6 protein-coding genes are annotated in these 22,314 nt (G+C 76.0%); all 6 read left to right on the top strand.

Going from position 1 to position 22,314, the window contains the following annotated elements; genetic code table 11:
* The coding region (locus ABZY91_RS36115; protein ID WP_355407733.1) for an acyl carrier protein at positions 1–666 on the top strand (666 nt) is incomplete at its 5' end.
* A complete protein-coding gene (locus ABZY91_RS36110; protein WP_355407731.1) occupies positions 659–4,012 on the top strand; it encodes an amino acid adenylation domain-containing protein in 3,354 nt (1,117 codons plus the stop codon). The genes ABZY91_RS36115 and ABZY91_RS36110, both read left to right, overlap by 8 nt.
* An 8-nt stretch (positions 4,013–4,020) precedes the next feature.
* A complete protein-coding gene (locus tag ABZY91_RS36105; protein WP_355407729.1) occupies positions 4,021–10,059 on the top strand; it encodes an SDR family NAD(P)-dependent oxidoreductase in 6,039 nt (2,012 codons plus the stop codon).
* On the top strand, positions 10,056–21,146 hold the full coding sequence (locus ABZY91_RS36100) for an amino acid adenylation domain-containing protein (RefSeq protein ID WP_355407727.1): 11,091 nt from the start codon (positions 10,056–10,058) through the stop codon (positions 21,144–21,146). The genes ABZY91_RS36105 and ABZY91_RS36100 overlap by 4 nt, the downstream gene beginning before the upstream one ends.
* A complete protein-coding gene (fabG, locus tag ABZY91_RS36095) occupies positions 21,143–21,886 on the top strand; it encodes a 3-oxoacyl-ACP reductase FabG (protein ID WP_329948500.1) in 744 nt (247 codons plus the stop codon). Before ABZY91_RS36100 ends, fabG begins: the two co-directional genes overlap by 4 nt.
* A 68-nt stretch (positions 21,887–21,954) precedes the next feature.
* Entirely contained in the window at positions 21,955–22,155 is a 201-nt protein-coding gene (locus tag ABZY91_RS36090) for an MbtH family NRPS accessory protein (RefSeq protein WP_329881452.1), read from the top strand.
* Positions 22,156–22,314 lie beyond the last annotated feature (159 nt).

Below are 22,314 nucleotides of genomic sequence, written 5' to 3'. Positions count from 1 at the left end.
GGCGGAGCCCGCGACCGCGGTGGGGACCGCCCCGGCGGTCGGCGGCCGGGCCCCGGCCGGGGCGCCGAGACACGGACCGGCGAGGAACGGCGCGACGACGAACGGCACGTCGAGGAACGGCCGGCCCGGCAGCCCGCGCCGCGCCGGGTCCCCGGCGCGCCGGGCCGGTCCGCGGCGAGCGGGCTCCCCACGGCCGAGGAACTGCTGCGGGTGCCCGCCGGGGAACGCGTCGGCACGCTGGTCGAGCGGCTGTCGTCGAGCGTGCGGACGGCCCTGGGTTCGAGGGCGGCCACCGTCGATCCCGACGCGCCGCTGTCCGGTCTCGGGCTGGACTCGCTGATGGCGGTGGAGCTCAGGAACGAGGTCCAGAGCCGACTCGGGATCAAGGTGACCGTGGCCGACTTCCTCAAGGGCGCGACCGTCCGCGGCCTGGCCGAGCAGGTGGCCGGCGAGCTGGCGGGCCGCCCGGCGGGGCAGGGGACGGCGGGCGGCGGCGAGGTGCCGACGATCCGGCGGGTGGCGCGGGCCGGGGACCGGACGGCGGAGCTGCTGGCCCTCCTGGACCAGGTGTCCGGGGACGAGGTGTCCGGGGACGGGGCGCCCGGAGCCCGGGCGTCCGGGGACGGGGCGGGCGCCCCGGAGCGGGCGGAGCGGGCCGATGACTGACCTCGAACGGCGGCTGGCCGAACTCTCCCCGGCGCAGCGGGCGCGGCTCGCGGAACTGCTCGCGGACCGCCGGCTCGCGGAGGACGGAACGACCGAGGACGCCTTCCCGCTCTCGGTGTTCCAGCAGGGCATGTGGTTCCTGGAACAGGTCCGGCCGGGCAACCCGGCGTACGTCGTGCCGGGCGCGGTCCGCGTCCGCGGGGCGGTGGACGCCGAGGTCCTGCGGGACGCGCTGAACGAGGTGGTCCGGCGCCACGAGGCGCTGCGCACGGCCTTCCGGCTGCTCGACGGCCGGCCGGCCCAACTGGTCCGGCCCCGGCTCACGGTGGAGCTGCCCGAGATCGACCTGCGGCAGGACCGGCTCACCGGGACGGCGCTGGACGAGCGGATCGCCGCCGCGGCGATCGGCGAGCCGTTCGACCTGGAGACCGGGCCGCTGGTGCGGATGACGCTGCTGCGGACCGCCGACGACGAGTCGGTGCTGGTACTGGCCCTGCACCACCTGGTCTCGGACCGCTGGTCGGTGTGGGTGCTGCTGTCCGAACTCGCCGCCCTGTACGAGGCGTTCGCCGCGGGCCGGCCCTCGCCCCTGCCGGACCTCCCGGTCCAGTACGGGGACTTCGCCGTCTGGCAGCGGGAACAGCGGGACCAGGGACGGTGGGCGGAGCAGCTGGCCTACTGGCGGGAGCGCCTGGCGGGGGCCCCGGCGGTCCTGGAGCTGCCGACGGACCGGCCCCGCCCCGCGGTCCAGGGCTTCAACGGCGGCACGCTGCCCTTCGAGCTCCCCGAACCGCTGATGCGGGAGCTGGGCGGGCTCGCCCACCGCAGCGGCGCGACCACCTACATGGCGCTGCTGGCCGTCTTCACCGTCCTGCTGTCCCGGTACGGCCGGCAGCAGGACGTGGTGGTGGGCGTGCCCATGGCCGTCCGGGACCGGCCCGAACTGGAGCCGCTGATCGGCTACTTCGTCAACACCCTGGCGATCAGGACCGACCTGGGCGGGGAACCGTCCTTCGGCGAGGTGCTCGACCGGGTCCGGACGGCCTGCCTCGGCGCCTACGAGCACCAGGAGGTGCCGTTCGAGCTGGTGGTCGGGGAGCTGAACACCGCGCGCGACCTCGGCCGGCCGCCGGTCTACCAGGTGAGCTTCGCCTACGGCCGGGAGGCGGTGCCGCAGCTCACCCTGAACGGCGCGGAGCTGGACCGCCTACCGGTCCGCAGCGAGGGCGCGCGCTTCGACCTCGAACTCCAGGCGTTCGACCGCGACGGCGGGCTCAGCGGCTGGTTCGAGTACGACCGGGACCTCTTCGACGAGGCCACCGTGGCCCGGATCGCCGCCCACTTCCGCCGTCTGGCGGAACAGGTGGTGGCGGACCCGGACCGCCCGGTCGACCGGCTGGAGCTGCTGGAGGGGGACGAACGCCGCAGGGTCCTGGAGGAGTTCAACGCCACCGCGCGGGAGTGGCCCGCCGGGAGGGGCTGGATCCACGAGGACTTCGAGGAGCAGGCGCGACGGCACCCCGGGGCGGAGGCGGTGCGCTTCGAGGGCCGCGGGCTGACCTACGGGGAACTGAACCGGCGGGCCAACCGCCTCGCCCACCGGCTGCTGCGGCTCGGGGTCGGCCGGGACGTCGTGGTGGGCGTCGGACTGGAACGGTCGCCGGAGCTGGTGGTGGCGCTGCTGGCGGTGCTCAAGGCGGGCGGCGCCTACCTGCCGCTGGACCCCGGCCTCCCGCCCGCCCGGCTGGAGCACATGGTCCGGGACGCCCGGGTCCCGGTGCTGCTCACCCGGCGCGAGGAGCTCGGGCGACTGCCCGCCGCCGAGGCCGAAGTGCTGTGCGTGGAGGAGTTCGAGGCCGCACCGGGCGGCGAGCCGGACGACGACCCGCAGGTCGCGGTGGACGGCGAGGACCTGGCCTACGTGATCTACACCTCCGGCTCCACCGGCACCCCCAAGGGCGTCATGAACGTGCACGCCGGGATCCGCAACCGGCTGCTGTGGATGCAGGACGCCTACGGGCTGGACGCCACCGACCGGGTGCTGCAGAAGACCCCGTTCTCCTTCGACGTGTCGGTGTGGGAGTTCTTCTGGCCCCTGACGACGGGCGCCACGCTCGTGGTCGCCCGCCCGGAGGGCCACCGCGACGGCGGCTACCTGGCCCGCACGATCCGGGCGGAGCGGGTGACGACGGTGCACTTCGTGCCGTCGATGCTCCAGGTCTTCCTCCAGGAGCCGGTGGAGGAGTGCACCACCCTGCGCCGGGTGGTCTGCAGCGGCGAGGCGCTGCCGCGCGACCTCCAGGACCGCTTCCTGGCCCGCTCCCGGGCCCGGCTGTACAACCTGTACGGCCCGACCGAGGCGGCCGTCGACGTGACCCACTGGACCTGCACGCCCGAGGACGGCCGCCGGCCGGTGCCGATCGGCAGGCCGATCGCCAACACCCGGGTGTACGTGCTGGACGGGTCGCTGCGGCCGGTGCCGGTCGGGGTGCCCGGGGAGCTCCACCTCGGCGGGCGGGGTCTGGCCCGCGGCTACCTGAACCGGCCCGGACTGACCGCCGAACGGTTCGTCCGGGACCCGTTCGACGCGGACCCGGGAGCCCGGCTGTACCGGACCGGGGACCTCGCCCGCTTCCGCGAGGACGGCGCGCTGGAGTTCCTGGGCCGGCTGGACCACCAGGTCAAGCTGCGCGGCTTCCGGATCGAGCCGGGCGAGATCGAGGCCGTGCTGACCGCGCACCCCGCCGTGCGCGAGGCGGTGGTGACCGCCCGCCCGCACCGGGGCGGTGGCCTCCGGCTCGTGGCCCACCTCACCGCGCGGGGCCCCGGGGCGCCCGGCCCCGCGGAGCTGGCCGGCCACCTGCGGCGCCACCTGCCCGCGTACATGGTGCCCGCCGTCTTCGAGGTGCTGGACGCCCTCCCGCTCACGCCCAACGGCAAGGTGGACCGCGCAGCCCTGCCCGAGCCGAGCGGCGGCAGGCCGGAGCCGGGGGCCCGCTTCACGGCGCCCGCGGCCGGCCTGGAGCACACCCTGGCCGGACTGTGGTGCGCGGTCCTGGGGGTCGAGCGGGTCGGCGCCCACGACAACTTCTTCGACCTCGGCGGGCACTCGCTGCTGATGGCCGAGCTGCGGTCGCTGCTCGCCTCGGACGCCGGACACCGGGTCTCGATGGTCGAGCTGTTCCAGCACCCCACGGTCGCGTCGCTGGCCGCGTACCTGAGCCGACCGGAGGGTCCGGCCGCGACCCCCGGGCCCGATGCGCGCCAGCGCGCGGAGAACCGCCGGCGGGCCGACGCCCGGCGGCGACAGGCGGCCGGACGCCGCGCCCGTTCCCGAGAGCGATAGGTGACCCGATGTCGGAGATGTCCGAAGAGCTCGACCAGATAGCCATCGTCGGTATGGCCGGCCGCTTCCCCGGGGCCCCCGACGTCGACACGTTCTGGAGGAACCTGGAACAGGGCCGGGAGTCCGTGACCGTCTTCTCGGAGGAGGAGCTCCTGGCCGAGGGGGTGAGCCCCGCCCTGCTGAGCCAGGACGGCTACGTCAGGGCCAAGGGCGCGCTGGACGGCGCCGACCGCTTCGACGCCGCCTTCTTCGGCTACAGCCCGCGCGAGGCCGAGATCATGGACCCGCAGCACCGGGTGTTCCTGGAGTGCGCGTGGGAGGCGCTGGAGTCCGCCGGCTGCGTCCCGGAGGACTTCGAGGGGCGGATCGGGGTCTTCGCCGGGGCCGGCATGAACAGCTACCTGCTGTACAACGTGACGGCCAACCGCCGGGTCTTCGAGGCCGCGGGGCCCTACCAGACGCTGCTGGCCGGGGACAAGGACTTCCTCACCACCCGGGTCGCGTACAAGCTCGGCCTGACGGGCCCGGCACTGACCGTGCAGACCGCCTGCTCCACCTCCCTCACGGCGGTCCACCTGGCCTGCCAGAGCCTGCTGGGCGGCGAGTGCGACCTCGCACTCGCCGGGGGCGTCTCGGTCGGCTCGCCGCTGCGCCAGGGCCACCTGTACGAGCCCGGCGGCATCCTCTCGGCGGACGGGCACTGCCGCCCCTTCGACGCCGCGGCGGGCGGCACCGTACCCGGCAACGGCACCGGCGTCGTGGTCCTGCGCCGGCTGGCCGACGCCCGCCGCGACGGCGACACCGTGGACGCCGTCATCCTGGGCTCCGCGGTCAACAACGACGGTTCACTGAAGGCGGGTTACACCGCGCCCGGGGTCGACGGACAGGCCTCGGTGATCACCGAGGCGCTCGCGATGGCCGGGGTGGGCGCCGACACCGTCGACTACGTGGAGGCCCACGGCACGGGCACCCCGCTCGGCGACCCGATCGAGATCGCCGCGCTGACCCGCGCCTTCCGGGAGGACACCGCGGCCACCGGCTACTGCGCGGTCGGGTCGGTGAAGGGCAACATCGGTCACCTGGACGCCGCCGCCGGGGTCGCCGCGCTCATCAAGACCGTGCTGGCGCTCCGCCAGGAGGCCATTCCGCCGTCGCTGCACTTCACCAAGCCCAACCCCGAACTCGACCTGGAGTCCGGCCCGTTCTTCGTCAACGACCGGCTGCGGCCGTGGCCCCGCGGATCCCGGCCGCGCCGGGCGGGGGTCAGCTCGTTCGGCATCGGCGGCACCAACGTGCACCTGGTCCTGGAGGAGGCCCCCGCCGAGCGGCCCAGCCCGGACGCCGACGCGGAGGCCGGCCCGGAGGACCGCCGCACGCCCTCCCGCGAGTCAGGCGCCCCCGCCGGTCCGGTCCTGCTGCCGCTGTCGGGGAGGACCCCGGAGGCGGTCGAGCAGGCCGCGCACCGGCTCGCCGACCACCTGGAGGAGCACCCCGGCACACTCCTGGACGACGTCGCCCACACGCTGGCCCGCCGGCGGCGCGCGTTCGGTCGGCGCCGGGCCGTGGTGGGCCGGGACCGGGCGGAGGCCGTCGCCGCTCTGCGCGCCGTCACCGCCGCCGGGACGGCCGGGACGGCCGACGGGGCTCCCGTCGCCTTCCTGTTCCCCGGCCAGGGCACCCAGTACGTCGACATGGCCCGCGACCTGTACCGGCACGAGCCGGTGTTCACCGCCGAACTCGACCGCTGCGCCGAGCTGTTCGCCGCGGAGCTGGGCGCGGACCTGCGCGACTCGCTCTTCCCCCGGCCCGGAGGAGCGGCCGAGGCCGAAGCCCGGCTGAACCGGACCGAGTTCGCCCAACCGGCACTGTTCCTGGTCGAGTACGCCCTCGCCCGCCAGTGGTCCGCCTGGGGCGTCCACCCGCAGGCCATGGTCGGCCACAGCGTCGGCGAGTACGTCGCGGCCTGCCTCGCGGGCGTCTTCTCCGTGGAGGACGCCGTCCACCTGGTGGCGGCACGGGGCCGCCTGGTCCAGGCGATGCCCGCCGGATCGATGCTCACCGTGTTCCTCTCCGAGGACGAGCTGACGCCCTGGCTGGGCGACGACGGCGACGGTTCCGCCCTCGCCCTGGCCGCGGTCAACTCCACCGCCCTGAGCGTGGTCTCCGGCCCGACCGGCGCGGTGGACGGGCTGGAGCGCCGCCTCAGGGCCGCGGGCATCCCCTGCCGGCGGCTGCACACCTCGCACGCCTTCCACTCCGCCACCATGGACGGCGCCGTCGGACCGCTGGTCGAGGAGGTCCGCAAGGTCCGGCTGAACCCCCCTCGTATCCCCTTCTGCTCCAACGTGACCGGCACCTGGATCACCGACGAGCAGGCCACCAGCCCGGAGTACTGGGGCCGTCACCTGCGGCAGCCCGTGCGCTTCGCCGAGGCCGCCGGACTGCTGCTGGCCGACCCGTCCCGGGTCCTGGTCGAGGTGGGCCCGGGCCACACCCTCGGCAACTTCGTGCGCGAGCACCGCGCCTGGCGCGACGACCGGACCGTGACCGGCTCGCTGCGCCACCCGCACGAACGGACGGACGACCGGGTACGGCTGCTGGAGGCCCTGGGCTCGCTGTGGAGCGCCGGCGTCCCGGTCGACTGGGCGGCCGTCCGGCCGTCCGAGGGCCGCCGGGTACTGCGCCTGCCCGGCTACGCCTTCCAGCGGCAGCGGTACTGGGTGGACCCCGACCCCGCCGCCACCACCGCCACCACCGCCACCACGACCCCCGCGGACGGCACGGCGGACGGCGCCGCCGTGCCGCTCGGCGACTGGTTCCGCACCCCCGGCTGGCGGCGCCTCGCACCGCAGAGCACCGGCCGGCGGCCCGGGGACGGCCCGGAGCCGCTCTGGGTGGTGCTGGGCGACGACCTCGGCCTCGGCCGCACCCTGGCCCGGCAGTTGGAGGACGGGGGCGCCTCCGTCGTCCGGGTCGGCGCCGAGGACGGGCTCCGCTCCCGCGGCGAACGGTCCTGGTCGCTGGACCCGGCCGACCGTGACCACTTCGCCGAGCTCCTCCGCTCACCGGACCTGCGGGGTGCGGCAGCGCTCCGGATCGTGCACCTGTTCAGCCTGGGCGGCGGCCCGGCCGACGCGCTCGACGGGGCCCGGCTCGACGAAACCCGGCTGGACGAGGCACGGCTCGACGAGGCACGACGGGTCGGCTTCGACAGCCTGATCGCGCTGGCCCAGGGCATCGAGGACGCCCGCCCGTCGGTGCCGATCACCATCGACGTCCTCTGCCGCGGCGTCCACAGCGTGACCGGGGACGAGCCGCTGCAACCGGAGAACGCCACCCTGGCCGGCCCCTGCACGGTCGTCCCGCAGGAGCTGCCGGACGTCGAGTGCCGCCTGCTGGACATCACCGGCACCGACCCGGCCGCCCCGCCGGACGGATCGGTCCGCGCCGTCCACGACCTGCTCGTCCGTGGCACCGGGGAACGCGAACTGGCCCTGCGCGGACGGCACTGGTGGGTCCGCGACTTCGATGCGTTCCGGCTCGGGACGGACGGCTCCGACGACCCCGACGACACCAACGGCACCAACGTCTCCGAGGGCCTCGACGGCTCCGACGACACCGCCCGCCGGCCGGCCGTGGCCCCGCTGCGCGACGGCGGCGTCTACCTGATCACCGGCGGACTCGGCGGAGTGGGCCTGGCCCTCGCCGAGCAGCTCGCGCGCAGCGTCGAGGCTCCCGTGCTGGGGCTGCTCGGCCGGTCGGACTTCCCCGCCGAGGAGGACTGGGCCGCGTGGCTGGAGACGCACGGGGAGCAGGACCCGACCGGCGTCCGGATCCGGCGGCTGTCCCGGCTGCGGGAGCTCGGCGCCCGGGTCGCCGTGCTGCGGGCCGACGTGACCGACCCGGAGCAGACCGCCGCCAGGATCGCCGAACTGCGGTCCGCGTTCGGCGCGTTGAACGGCGTCGTGCACGCGGCCGGAGCCCCGTCCAGCGGGATGATCGCGCGGAAGACGCGCGAGGACGCGGACCGGGTGCTGGCGGCGAAGACCCGCGGCACCCTGCTGCTGGACCGGCTCTGCGAGGACGACCCGCTGGACTTCTTCCTGCTCTGCTCCTCCGTCACCGCCGTCCTGGGCGGGCCGGGCCAGAGCGACTACGCCGCGGCCAACGCCTTCCTCGACGCCTTCGCCCTGAGCAGGCGGCAGCAGGGCAGGCCGGTGACCTCCGTCGCCTGGGGCACCTGGGAGGGCGTCGGCATGGCGGCCGGGCTCCTCTCCCGGCCGGGCACGGTCGACCCGGCCGGGCAGGACACCGGACACCCGCTGCTCCGCCGGGTCGGGTCCGAGGGGACCACCCGGACCTACGCCACGGACCTGAACACCGCGGACCACTGGATCGTCGCCGACCACCGGCTGATGGGCCACGGCCTGGTCCCGGGCACGGCCTACCTCGAACTGGTCCGCGCCGCACTGGCCGAACAGGCCGCCGACCGGGAGATCGAACTCCACGACGTGCTGTTCATGACGCCGGTGATCGTGCCCGACGGGCGGACCAGGACGATCTACACCACGATCGAGGAGCGGGACGGCCGGCCGCACTTCACGGTCCGGAGCCGCACCGGCGACGGCGCGCGGTGGCGGGAGCACGCCGTCGGCTGGGCGACGTTCCACGACCGCGGCCCGGACACCGTGCGCGACCTGGACGAGGTGCTGGCCCGCTGCGAGGTCACCGAGGTCCTGTCCACCGAGGAGGAGATCCGGGGCCGGCTGGGGGTGGAGCGCTTCGAGGAGGGCGGCGGACCGCTCCGGTTCTGGTTCGGGCCGCGCTGGCAGGTGCTGAAGACCATCCGGACCGGCGGCCGGCGGATGCTCGCCACCCTCCGGCTGGACGACGCCTTCCTGGCCGACCTGGACGGCTACCCGCTGCACCCGGCCCTGCTCGACATGGCGGGCGGGGTCTTCCGGCTGCACGCGCAGGACCCGTACTACCTCCCGCTCACCTACCGCAGCCTGCGGGTCCTGCACCCGCTGACCGGTACCGTGCTGGTCGGCGTGGAGATCCGGCAACCCGACGGGTCGTCCGGCGAGACCCTCACCTGCGACCTCGAACTCCTCGACCCCGACGGCCGGTTGCTGGTCCAGGTGACCGACTTCACGGTCAAGCGGATCAACGACGTCGAGGCCCTGCTGGAGCAGCTCCGGCAGACCGTCGCGGAGGCCCGGGCGGAGCCGGGGACCGGCGCCGACACCGGCACCGGACCGACGGCCGGGCCGGCCGACGCCTCGACGGCGGGCCCCTCGGCGGCCGGCCCCGGGGAGGCACCTGCCGGAGCCGGGACCCTGCGGGCGCTCGGCGAGGGCCTCGCCGAGGAGGACGGCCGGGCGGCGTTCGCCCGGATCCTCGCGGAACCCGTACTCCCGGCCCATCTGGTGGTCACGCCGAAGGACTTCGGCGCGCTCCGCCGGCTGGCCCGGTCGATCACCCCCGCCCTCCTCGCGCGGGAGATCGACCTGCTGGCGCCACTGGGCGGCACCCATCCGCGGCCCGACCTCCCCACCCCGTTCCTGGCCCCGGCCACCGAGCAGGAGGAGGCGGTCGCGGCGGTCTGGCGGGAGGTCCTGGGCGTCGAGGAGGTCGGCGTCGACGACGACTTCTTCGCCCTGGGCGGCCACTCGCTGGCGGCCGTGCAGATCAACAGCAGGATCCAGAGCCGGTTCGGCACCGAACTCGACCTGCGGGACTTCTTCCAGACCCCCACCGTCGCGCACACCGTCGGGCTGCTGGCCACGACCGGCGGCGAGGGCGCGGGGAACGGCCGCGACGGGGACGCCATCGAGATCCTGAGCCGCGACGAGGCGGACCTCACCGGGCCCGGCGACCTCGACGCACTCGACGAACCGGACGCACTCGACGAGCTCGACGGGCTCGACGGGCTCGACGACCCGGACGAGCTGGACGACCTGTCCGACGACGAGGTCGAGGCGCAGCTCCGGGCACTGCTCGCCGAGGAGCCGGACGACCTCGGGGCCCGGGAGGACCGGGCATGAGCGAGCGAGAGCAGGCCGGCCACCGGACACACGAGGACGGACGCGCGATGACCACCCCCGACCCCGCCACCCTCTCGGCCGCCGAGAAGAGGGCCCTGCTGGCCGAGCACCTGCGCCGGAGGAAGGCCGGGCAGCGGGCCGCCCCCCAGCAGGCCGCACCGCCGCAGCAGACCGCCCGGCCGCCGGCGGCGAGGCGGCGGCAGCACCGCTTCCCCGCGTCGTTCCCGCAGCAACGCATGTGGTTCCTCGACCAGTTGACGCCCGGGGACACCGCCTACAACGTCTCCGGCGCGACCCGGGTACGCGGCCCGCTGGACCTCGACCTCTGGCAGCGCGCCGTCCGGGAGATCGCCCGGCGCCACGAGGCACTGCGCACCACCTTCCGCGAGGTGGACGGCGAGCCCGTGCAGGTGGTCACCGAGGGCTCCGCGCCCGAGCTCACCGTCGTGCCCTGCGAGCACCTGCACGGGCCGGACGGGGAGGCGGGGATCCGCGCCCTGGCCCAGGAGGAGTTCTCCCGCCCGTTCGACCTGGAGGCCGGCCCGCTGCTGCGGATGCGGTTCCTGCGCCTCTCCCCGGACGAGCACGTCCTGCTGCTCACCATCCACCACATCGCCGGGGACCTCTGGTCCACCTCGGTCTTCCTCGACGAGCTGGTCACCCTCTACGGGTCGTACGCCACCGGCACCGAGGCCGCGCTGCCCGAACTGCCGGTCCAGTACGCCGACTACGCGGTGTGGCAGCGCAGGCGGCTCGACGGCGAGGGGGCGGCGGCCGAGCTGGAGTACTGGAAGCAGGCCCTCGCCGGGGCGCCCGCGGCCCTGGAGCTGCCCACCGACCGCCCCCGGCCGGCCGTCCGGAGCACCCGGGGCGGTTCGCGGCCGTTCGCCCTCCCCGCGCACCTGATGGACCGGGTGCGGTCGTTCAGCCGGAGCGAGGGGGTCACGCCCTTCATGACGCTCCTCGCGGCCTTCCAGGTCCTGCTGCACCGCTACACCCGCGAGGATGACGTCGTCGTCGGGGTGCCGGTCGCCAACCGGGGCCGTCCCGAGGTCGAGCGGCTGATCGGGTACTTCGCCAACACGCTGGCACTGCGGACGGACCTGTCGGGCGCCCCGACGTTCCGGGAACTCCTGCGCCGGGTAAGGCCGGTGTGCCTGGGCGCCTTCGCGCACCAGGAGCTGCCGTTCGAGCGGCTGGTGGAGGAGCTGCACCCGCAGCGGGACCTGTCCCGCTCCCCGGTCTTCCAGGTCTCCTTCGTCTTCCAGAACATCGCCATGCCCTCCTTCGACGCCGCGGGGCTGCGCCTGGAACCGCTGGAGGTGGACAGCACCGCCGCCCGGTTCGACCTGGAGCTCCAGGTGTTCGACCGCCCGGAGGGTCTGAGCGGGCGGTTCGACTACAACAGCGACCTGTTCGACGCGGCCACCGTCGACCAGCTGTCCGGCCACCTCCGGCTGCTGGTCGAGCACCTGCTCGCCGATCCGGACCTCCCGGTGGGGCAGGTGCCGATGCTCGCGGCGGAGGAGGAGCGGCGGCTGCGCGACCGGTGGAACGACACCCGCCGGGAGTGGCCCGACCCGGGGTTCGCCCACCGTCGCTTCGAAGACCGGGCCGCCCGCACCCCGGCCGCCGAGGCCGTCCGCTGCGGCCGGGAGGCGCTGAGCTACGCCGAACTGGACCGGCGCTCCAACCGGCTGGCCCACCGGCTGAAGCGGCACGGTGTCGGCCGGGACGTGCCGGTCGGCATCTGCACGGAGCGCTCGGTCGAGCTGGTGGTGGCGATGCTGGCCGTGCTGAAGGCCGGCGGTGCCTTCGTCCCGCTGGACCCGGAGTTCCCGCCGGACCGGATCGCCTTCGTGCTGGCCGACTCCGGGCTGCCGGTGCTGCTCACCCGGCGGGCGGTCGCGGAGCGGCTGCCCGGGACCGGCGCCGAGGTGCTGTGCCTGGACGAGCTCCACGACGGGCTCCTCGTCGAGCCCGAGCACGGCCTCGACGAGCCGGTGGCCGAGCAGGACCTCGCCTACGTGATCTACACCTCCGGCTCGACCGGGCAGCCGAAGGGGGTCCGGATCCCGCACCGGGCGCTCGGCAACTTCCTGTACTCGATGGCGGAACGGCCGGGCATCGGACCGGACGAGACGCTGCTCGCGGTCACCACGCACTCCTTCGACATCTCGCTGCTGGAGCTGCTGCTGCCGCTGGCCGAGGGCGCGCGGGTGGTGGTCGCCGAACGCGAGGCGGTCGCCGACGGCGAGCGGCTGTCCCGGTTGCTGACCGCCTCCGGGGCCACCGTGATGCAGGCGACGCCGTCCACCTGGCGGATGCTGCTGGACTCGGGCTGGCCGGGCGCACCGGGTCTGCGGGTGCTGGCCGGGGGCGAGGCGCTGCCGGCCGACCTGGCCCGGCGGCTGCTGGCCACCGGCGTGACGCTGTGGAACATGTACGGCCCCACCGAGACGACGATCTGGTCGGCGGTGGCCGAGGTGGGCGAGGGCCCGATCTCGATCGGCGAGCCGATCGCCAACACCGAACTGCACGTGCTCGACGACCGGGGCCGTCCGGTGCCGGCCGGTGTCCCCGGTGAGCTGTACATCGGCGGCGCGGGGCTGGCCCGGGACTACCTGGGTCTGCCCGGGCTGACCGCCGAACGGTTCGTCCCGCACCCGTTCGGGGCCGGGCCGCAGGAGCGGCTGTACCGCACCGGGGACCTGGTGCGGCGGCGGCGTGACGGCGGCATCGAGTTCCTGGGCCGGCTGGACCACCAGGTGAAGCTGCGCGGGTTCCGGATCGAACTCGGGGAGGTCGAGAGCGAGTTGGCCCGCCGGCCGGAGGTCGGGGTCGCGGTGGTGACGGTCCGCGAGGACGTCCCCGGTGACCAGCGGTTGGTGGCGTACGTGGTGCCCGCCGTCGACGACGGCTCCGGCCCGGCGGAGGAGTGGCCGGACCAGGTCGACGAGTGGCGCCGGATCTGGGACACCGCCTACGACGAGGAGGACGGCAGCCGGCCGCCCACCGGCGCCGACGGCCCCGGGCGCTCCCCCGCCGGCCTCGCGGGCGCCGGCTCCCCCGCGCCGGCGCCGATCCCCGCCGAGGACCTGCGCGGGTGGAACAGCAGCTACACCGGCGAACCGATCCCGGCCGGGGAGATGCGCGAGTGGGCCGACCGCACCGCGGAGCGCGTGCTCGGCCTGCGCCCCCGCTCGGTGCTGGAGATCGGGTGCGGCACCGGGCTGATCCTGCAACGGGTCGCGCCGCACTGCGAACGGTACTGGGGCACCGACATCTCCGAGGTGGCGCTCGCGGGCCTGAGGACGGCCGTCGACGCCCCCGGTCACCCCTTCGGCCGGGTCGAACTCCACCACTGCGCGGCCGACCGGCTGGACCGGCTGCCCGACGGGCTCTTCGACGTGGTCGTGCTCAACTCGGTGGTGCAGTACTTCCCCGACGAGCGGTACCTGCTGCGGGTGGTCGAAGCCGCGCTGGCCCGCCTCGCACCGGGCGGGTCGGTGTTCCTCGGCGACGTGCGCAGCCTGCCGCTGCTGGAGTCGTTCCACCTCTCGGTCCAGCTGTCCCGTGCCGAACCCGGCCTCCCCGCCGACCGGTTGCTCGCGCGGGTGCGGCGTCACGTGGACGAGGACGAGGAACTCGTGATCGACCCGCGGCTGTTCACCTCCCTGCCGGGGCGGTTCCCCGCCGTCGAGGAGGTCCGCGTGCTGCCCAAGCGGGCCGACTGCGACAACGAGCTGACCCGCTTCCGCTACGACGTGGTCCTCACCACCGCACGGACGGACCCGCCGGCGGAGGCCCGGACCCAGGCGCAGGCCCAGGCCCAGGCGCAGGCAGAGGCGGCCCCGCGGGCGGACTTCGCGTGGCTGGACTGGGAGGCCGAGCGGCTCACCGTGGCGTCGCTGCAGGACCGGCTCGCGTCGGAGCGGCCGTCCCTGCTCGCCGTCCGCGGGGTGCCCAACGCCCGCGTCCGCGCGCTCGCCGACGCCCTCGGGCGGCTCGGCGCCGCGCCCGCCGGCGACCCGGCGGACCCTCCGGCCTCCCCCGTCCCCCCGGCCCAGGGGGCCGTGGACCCGGAGGAGCTGTGGTCCCTCGCCGACCGGACCGGGTACCGGATCGACCTTGACTGGTCCGGACACGGCCCGGACGGCGCGCTGGACCTCGTCGCCCGCCGCGTCGGCGCCGACGGCGAGCCCGCCGTCGGGCTGCCGCCCGCGGCCTGGCCGCCGCCCGGCGACCAGGACCCGGCGCGCCACGTCAACGGCGCCCGGCGCCGCCTGGCCCGCCGGCTCACCCCCGTCCTGCGGTCCGCCCTGGCCGCGCGGCTGCCCGCCTACATGGTCCCGTCCGTCTTCGTCCTCCTCGACGCCCTGCCGCTGACGCCGAACGGCAAGACCGACCGCAGGGCCCTGCCCGCGCCGGACGGCGACCGCCGCGACCTGGGCCCGGCCTTCGTCGCGCCGCGCGACGCGCGGGAGGAGGCGCTGTGCGAGCTCTTCGCCAAGGTGCTCGGGGTGCCCGCGGTCGGCGTCCACGACAGCTTCTTCGACCTGGGCGGCCACTCCCTGCTCGCCACCCGGCTGGTCTCGCAGATCCGGGCCGCCCTGGGCGTGGAGGTCCAGGTCCGCGCGCTGTTCGAGACGCCGTCGGTGGCCGGTCTGGCCCACCGCCTCGCCGCCGACGCCGACGGGACCGGCGCCGACGGCGCCGACGGCACCGACCCCGAGGTCGTCGGCCACGACGGCGCGGCCCCGGCGCCGCGCCCCGAACCCCGCCCCGCGCTGCGGCCCGGGCCGCGGCCCGCCGAGCTGCCGCTCTCCTTCGCCCAGCAGCGGCTCTGGATCCTGGACCGCGTCCAGGGCCCCTCCGCCACCTACAACATCCCGATGGCGGTACGTCTGACCGGCGCCCTGGACGTGGACGCGCTGCGGGCGGCGCTGGCGGACCTGACCGACCGACACGAGCCGCTGCGCACCACGTTCCCCGACACGGGCGGCGTGCCGCGCCAGCACGTCCTCGACCCCGCGGCCGGACGCCCCGGGCTGACCGTGACCGAGGTCCCCGGCCCCGGCGCGGACGAGGCGGTGGCCGCCGCCGCCCGGTACCGCTTCGAGCTGGCCCGCGAGGCGCCGCTCCACGCCGAACTGCTGGTCCACGGCCCGGAGCGGCACACGCTGGTCCTGGTGGTGCACCACATCGCCGCGGACGGCTGGTCGGTCGCCCTGCTCGGGCGCGACCTGGCCACCGCCTACACCGCCCGCCTGGCCGGCCGGCCGCCGCACTGGACACCGCTGCCCGTCCAGTACGCCGACTACACGCTGTGGCAGCGGCGGCTCCTCGGCGGCCCGGAGGATCCGGACAGCGTCCGGGCCCGGCAGCTCGACCACTGGCGGCGGGCGCTCGACGGCCTGCCGGAGCGGATCGCGCTGCCCGTCGACCGGCCGCACCCTGCCGAGGCGAGCCACCGCGGCGGCACGGTCGCGTTCCACTGGGACGCCGGACTGCACGACGCCGTCGCCGCCCTGGCCCGCCGCCACGACACCAGCGAGTTCATGGTCGTGCACGCCGCCCTGGCCGCCCTGCTGCACCGCCTGGGCGGCGGGGACGACCTCCCGATCGGGGCGACCGTCGCCGGCCGCACCGACGCCGCCACCGAGGACCTGGTCGGCTTCTTCGTCAACACCCTCGTCCTGCGGGTGGACGCGTCCGGCCGCCCCACCTTCCGGGAGCTGCTCGCCCGGGTGAGGGAACGCAGCCTGGACGGGTTCGCCCACCAGGAGGTCCCGTTCGAGTTCCTGGTGGACGCGCTGCGGCCCGCCCGGTCCACCGCGCACCACCCGCTCTTCCAGGTCATGCTCGCCTGGCAGAACCTCCCCGACGCCGAACTCGGCCTGCCGGGCCTGGCCGAGGAGGTCGTGCCGGTGAGCACCGGCACCGCCCGGATGGACCTGGTGTTCGCGCTGACCGGGCGACGCGGCCCCGGCGCCGGCGCACCGGCCGGGATCGACGGCGTGGTCGAGTACAACGCCGACGTCTTCGACCCGGACACCGTCGAGGTCCTGGCCGACCGGCTTCGCCGTCTGCTGCTGGCGGTCTGCGCCGCCCCGGACGTGCCGATCGGCGCCGTGGACCTGCTCACCCCCGGCGAACGGCACCGGCTGCTGACCGAGTGGAACGACACCGACCGCGACCTGCCGTCGGCCACCCTGCCGCAGCTCTTCGAGGCCCAGGTGGCCCGCACCCCGGACAGCACCGCGGTGGTCGACGCCGAGCGGGAGCTGACGTACGCCCGGCTGGAGGCGGAGGCCAACCGCCTGGCCCGGCTGCTGATCGACCGGGGCGCGGGTCCGGACCGGCCGGTGGCGGTGGCCCTGCCCCGCTCGGCCCGGTCGGTGGTCGCGATGCTGGCCGTGGTCAAGGCGGGCTCCGCCTATCTGCCCGTCGACCCGGACTACCCGCCGGAGCGGATCGCCCTCCTGCTCCGGGACGCCGGCCCGGTCCTGCTGCTCACCACCGGGGAGCTGAGCGGCGTGCTCCCGGACACCGGCGTCCCGCTCCTGCTCCTGGACCGGCCGGAGGTGCTCCGGGAGCTCGACGCCCGCCCCTCCACCGCGCCCGGGGACGCCGACCGCGCGGAACCCCTGACCCCGGCGCACGCCGCGTACGTCATCTACACCTCCGGCTCGACGGGGACGCCCAAGGGCGTGGTGGTCACCCACACCGGGATCCCCGCGCTGGTCGCGGCCCAGACCGAGGGCTTCGGGCTGGACGGGCGCAGCCGGCTGCTGCAGTTCGCCTCGCCGAGCTTCGACGCCTCGGTGGCGGAGCGGTGCGACGCGCTGCTGTCCGGCGCCGCGCTGATCGTGCTCCCGAAGGAGGAACTGCTCCCGGGCGAGCCGCTGGCCCGGACCTGCGCCGCGTACGGCGTCACGGACGTGACCCTGCCGCCCAGCGTGCTGGCGGCCGTACCGGAGGGGGGACTGCCCGCCGGGCTGTCCCTGGTGGTCGCCGGCGAGGCCTGCCCGGCCGGGCTGGCCGCCCGCTGGTCGGCCGGGCGCCGGATGGTCAACGCGTACGGCCCGACCGAGGTCACCGTGTGCGCCACCATGACCGGGCCGCTGTCGGGCGGCGGCGTCCCGCCCGTGGGCCGGCCGATCGCCAACACCCGGGTGCGCGTCCTGGACGAGGGGCTGCGGCCGGTGCCGGTCGGTGTCCCGGGCGAGCTGTACGTCGCCGGCTCCGGGCTGGCCCGGGGCTACCTGGGCCGGCCCGGCCTGACCGCACGCCGCTTCCTCCCGGACCCGTACGGGCCGCCCGGGGCGCGGATGTACCGCACCGGGGACCTGGTGCGGTGGCGGGCGGACGGGCAGCTGGACTTCCTCGGCCGGACCGACCACCAGGTGAAGGTGCGCGGCTTCCGGATCGAGCCGGGCGAGATCGAGACCGCCCTGGCCGCCCTGCCGGGGATCGCCCGGGCCGTGGTGACGGTCCGTGAGGACCGGCCCGGCACCCGGATGCTGGTCGGCTACGTGGTCCCGCGCCCGGCGGCGCGGCCGGATCCCGCGGCCGTACGGGCCGCGCTCGCCCGCCGGCTGCCGCCGTACCTGGTCCCGGCCGCGGTGGTGGTCCTCGACGACCTGCCGCTGACCGCCAACGGCAAGGTGGACCGGGAGCGGCTGCCGGCTCCCGACTTCCCGGCGGCGCCCGGTTCCGGGCGGCCCCGCACGCCGGTCGAGGAGACCCTGTGCGGGATCTACGCGCAGGTGCTGGGGCTTCCCGAGGTCGGGACCGGGGACAGGTTCTTCGACCTGGGCGGCGACAGCATCCAGGCGATCCAGGTCGTCTCCCAGGCCCGGACCGCCGGGCTGACGGTGACCGTGCGGGACGTGTTCGCCCACCAGTCCGTCGCCGGCCTGGCCACGGTGGCCACCGACGCGGAGGCGGCGGAGGGCCCCGAGGACATCGGGACCGGCGAGATCGCCCCCACCCCGATCGTCGAGTGGCTGCGCGGGCTGGACACCCCGATCGACGGGTTCAGCCAGGAGGCGGTGGTCGCGGTCCCCCCGGGCACCGGCCGGGGGCAGCTGACCGCGGTGCTGCAGGCGCTGGTCGACCACCACGACGTGCTCCGCTCCCGGCTGACCGTCCGGCCGGACGGCAGCTGGTCGCTCCTGGCCGGGCCGCACGGCTCGGTGCGGGTCGAGGACCGGCTGCACCGGGTGGACGTCACCGGGCCGGGCGGGACCGTACCGGACGAGGCAGGGCTGCGGGCCCGGGTCGCCGGACACGCGGCCGTGGCCCGCGGGCTGCTGGACCCCGTCGCCGGGGTGGTGCTCCGGGCGGTCTGGTTCGACGCCGGGCCGCGCGAACCGGGGCGGCTGCTGCTGGTGCTCCACCACCTGGTGGTGGACGGGGTGTCCTGGCGGATCCTGCTGCCGGACCTGCGGGTCGCCGGTGAGGCGGTGCTCGCGGGGCGGCCGGTGGTGCTGGCTCCCGTGGGGACCTCGGTGCGCCGCTGGGCCGGTCTGCTGGCCGCCGACGCGGTCGCCCCGGACCGCGTCGCCGAGCTCCCGGAGTGGACGAGGCTGCTGGCCGGCGCCCCGCCGCTCCTGGCCCGCCGGCCGGAGAACGCACCGCCCGGGAGCGGACCGGCCGCCGTCGGACCCGCCGGGAACCGACCCGCCGGGAACCGACCCGCCGGGAGCGGACCCGTCGCCCGGGCCGGGACCGGGATCGGGCGACTGGTCCTGACCCTGCCGCCGGACGACACCGCGCCCCTGCTGGGGCGGGTCCCCGGGGCCTTCCACACCGGAGTCCAGGACGTGCTCCTGGCCGCCTTCGGGATCGCCCTGGAGGAGTGGCGCCACCGCCGGGGCGGGCCCGGCCCCGGCGCACCGGGCGGCGGGGTGCTGGTCGACGTGGAGGGCCACGGCCGGCACGAGGACCTCGCGCCCGGGGTCGACCTGTCCCGCACCGTGGGCTGGTTCACCGGCGTCCAGCCGGTCCGGCTCGCCTCCGGCCCGCTGGGCTGGGCCCAGGTGGAGGAGTCCGGGACGGAGCTGGCCGCTGCCGTGGTCCGGATCAGGGAGCAGCTGGCCGCCCTGCCCGGCGACGGTCTGGGGTTCGGCCTGCTGCGGCACCTCAATCCGGACACCGCCGCCGCGCTGGCCGCGCTCCCCGTCCCCGAGGTCGCCTTCAACTACCTCGGGCGCCTCACCGGCACCGGGCAGGGCGCGCCCTGGGCACCGGTCACGTCCGACGCCGGAACCGCCCCGGGCGGGGAGGAGGCGGAGGTCACGCTGCTCGCGCACCCGCTGGAGCTGAACGCGGTCACCTACGACGGCCCCGGGGGCCCGCAGCTGGCGGCCGGCTGGACCTGGGCGGACGACCTGCTGGACGAGCGGGACGTCCGCGAGCTGGCCGGGACCTGGTTCGCCGCCCTGCGGGCGGTCGCCGCCTGCGCCGCCCTGCCCGGGGCGGGCGGTCCGCCGGTCGCCCGGCCCGCTCCGACGGACCGGCGCCGGAACCGGCACCTCGGCCGGGGCGACCGGCGGGGCGGCGCCGTCCCGCCGGCCGACCGGCGCGGGGGCGTCCCGCTGTCCTTCGCCCAGCTGGACATCATGTACCAGCCCGTGGACCCGGACGAGGCGCACCACAACGTCATCACCGCGACCGTCCTGAGCGGAGAGCTCGACCGGGATGCGCTGCGGCACGGCCTGGACGAGATCGTGCGGCGCCACGAGGCGCTGCGGACCAGGATCGTCGACGACGGCGCCGGCGAGTGGCGGCAGCTGGTCGATCCGGTAGGGGGCTGGCCGCTGGCCACCGCGGACCTGGGGGCCGGGACGGAGCAGGCCCGGCAGGAGGAGCTGCGGCGGCTGGTCGAGGCGGAGGTGAGCCGCCCGTTCAGCCTGGCCGGGGGGCCGCTGGTCCGGGGCACCCTGGTCGCCACCGCCCCGGACGAGTGGGTGCTGGTGCTGGTGCTGCACCACATCGTGGTCGACCTGTGGTCCTACGCGCTGCTCGGGCGCGAACTGCGCGAGCTGTACGCCGCGCGGGTCCTGGGCCGGGAGTCCACGCTGCCCGAGCCGGTGGTCCAGTACCCGGACTGGGCGGCGTGGCAGCGGCGGCGGCTGGCCGACGGCGCGCTGGACGAGCACGTCGCCTACTGGGAGCGGTTGTTGGACGGTCTGCCGCCGCTGCCGAGGTTCGAGGCGCCGGAGCACCAGAAGGCCGGCGCGGCGGAGGGGTTCACCACCGGCTTCGTCCTGGAGCCGGCCGTCACCGGGGCTCTGAGGGACGCCGCGCAGCGGGAGGGCGTCACCCTCTTCATCGTGCTGCTCTCGGCGTTCCACCTGCTGCTGCAGACCTACGCCGACGGCGGCGCGGACGGCGGCGGCGCGGACGGCGGCGGCGCGGACGGCGGGGTGGCGGACGGCGGGGTGGCGGACGGCGACCTCGCCGTGGGCTTCCCGCTGGCCGGGCGGGAGCACCCGGAGACCGAGCAGATGATCGGCTTCTTCATCAACCCGGTGGTGGTGCGCCCCCGGCCCTCGCCGGACGCGACCGTCCGGGACCTGATCACCGCGGTCCGCGCGGGCGTGCTGGACGCCCACCTGCACCAGGAGGTGCCGCTGCGGCGGCTCCGCCGGGACGCCGGGGAGGACCGCAACCCGCTGCGGCTGCTGTTCAACCTGCTCAACGTCGCGGGTGAGCCGCTGGACCTGCACGGCCTCAAGTCGGCGCCGCTGAACCTGAACGTCGGCGACGACGGGGTGATCCCCGAGCTGATCACCGAGATGCGGCCGCACAACGCCGACCTGTACCTGATGATGCACGAGTCCGACGGCGGCCTGCGCGGCCTGTGGCTGTACTCCCCGGAGCGGATCGAGCCGCGGGCGATGGCCGTGATGATGCGCCAGTGGCCCTTCCTGCTCGAACTGTTGGCGCAGCGGCCGGAGCTCGGGATCGCCGAGCTGAGGCGCCTGGTCCGGCAGCGCACGGCACCGTCACCCCCCGCCCCGGACTCGGCCGGGCAGACCGAGCACCGCACCCGACAGGAGAGGGGAACACGATGACCAGGACGGCCGGGCCGGTGGCTCTGATCACCGGTGGGACACGTGGGATCGGCCGCGCCACCGCGCTGCGGCTGGCCCGGGACGGCTTCGACGTCGCCCTGTGCTACGGGGCGGACGCGGAGTCCGCCCGGGCCCTGGAGAAGGAGCTGCTGGACCTCGGCCGCAACACCTACGTCCGCCGGGCCGACGTGTCCGACGCCGCCGCGGTGGGCGCGCTGGTCGACGGCGCCGAGGACGCGCTGGGCCCGATCACCGCCCTGGTGACCTCGGCGGCGATCCTGCGGGACGCACCGCTGCTGCTGATGGAGGACCAGGACTGGCAGGACGTCCTCCAGGTCAACCTCAGCGGCGTCTACCACGCCTGCCGTGCGGTGATCGACGGCATGGTGCTGCGCCGGTCCGGCGCCGTCGTCAACCTCTCCTCGGTCGCCGGCATCTGCGGCAACGCCGGGCAGAGCAACTACGCGGCGACCAAGGCCGGCATCATCGGGTTCACCAAGTCCCTCTCCCAGGAGGTCGGCCGGTTCGGCATCCGGGCGAACGTGGTGGCCCCCGGCTACATCGACACCGATCTGGTGGCCCGGCTGCCGGACGAGGCCGTCGGACGCGCCCTCGAACAGGTCTCGCTGCGCCGGCTCGGCCGTCCCGAGGAGGTGGCCGAGCTGATCGCCTTCCTCGTGTCCGACCGGGCCGCCTACATCACCGGCGAGGTCCTCCGCATCGACGGCGGCTTCCGCTGACGACCCGCCCGGCCTCCGATCCCCGGCCCCCCGACCCGCCCGACTCCCCGACTTCGCCTGGAGCACCCGTGGACGACCGCCCCGCCGCGCACTGGACCGTGCTGGTCAACGACGAGCTGCAGCACGGGCTCTTCCCCGCCGATCTCCCCGTGCCCGCCGGCTGGCACCCGGCCGGCTTCACCGGCACCGAGGACGCCTGCGAGTCCTACGTCGAGGCGCACTGGACCGACCTCCGTCCGCTGAGCCTGCGCCGCCCGGGGCCGTCCTAGAGCGGGGCGGGCGGCGGGCGGCGAAGGACGGACGGCGATCCGGCCGGTGCCTCGGCGGTGTACAGCCTCGGCGGCGAGGCGGGCCACCCCACGACCGGGCCGGTGGGGGACACGCCGGAGGCGTGGTCGATGCCCAGCGACGGCACCCTGACCCCCCCC

Source organism: Kitasatospora sp. NPDC002965 (assembly GCF_040611255.1).
Classification (GTDB): domain Bacteria; phylum Actinomycetota; class Actinomycetes; order Streptomycetales; family Streptomycetaceae; genus Kitasatospora.
The sequence above is the reverse complement of the archived record's forward strand: the minus strand, read 5'-3'. Positions and strand labels throughout refer to the sequence as shown.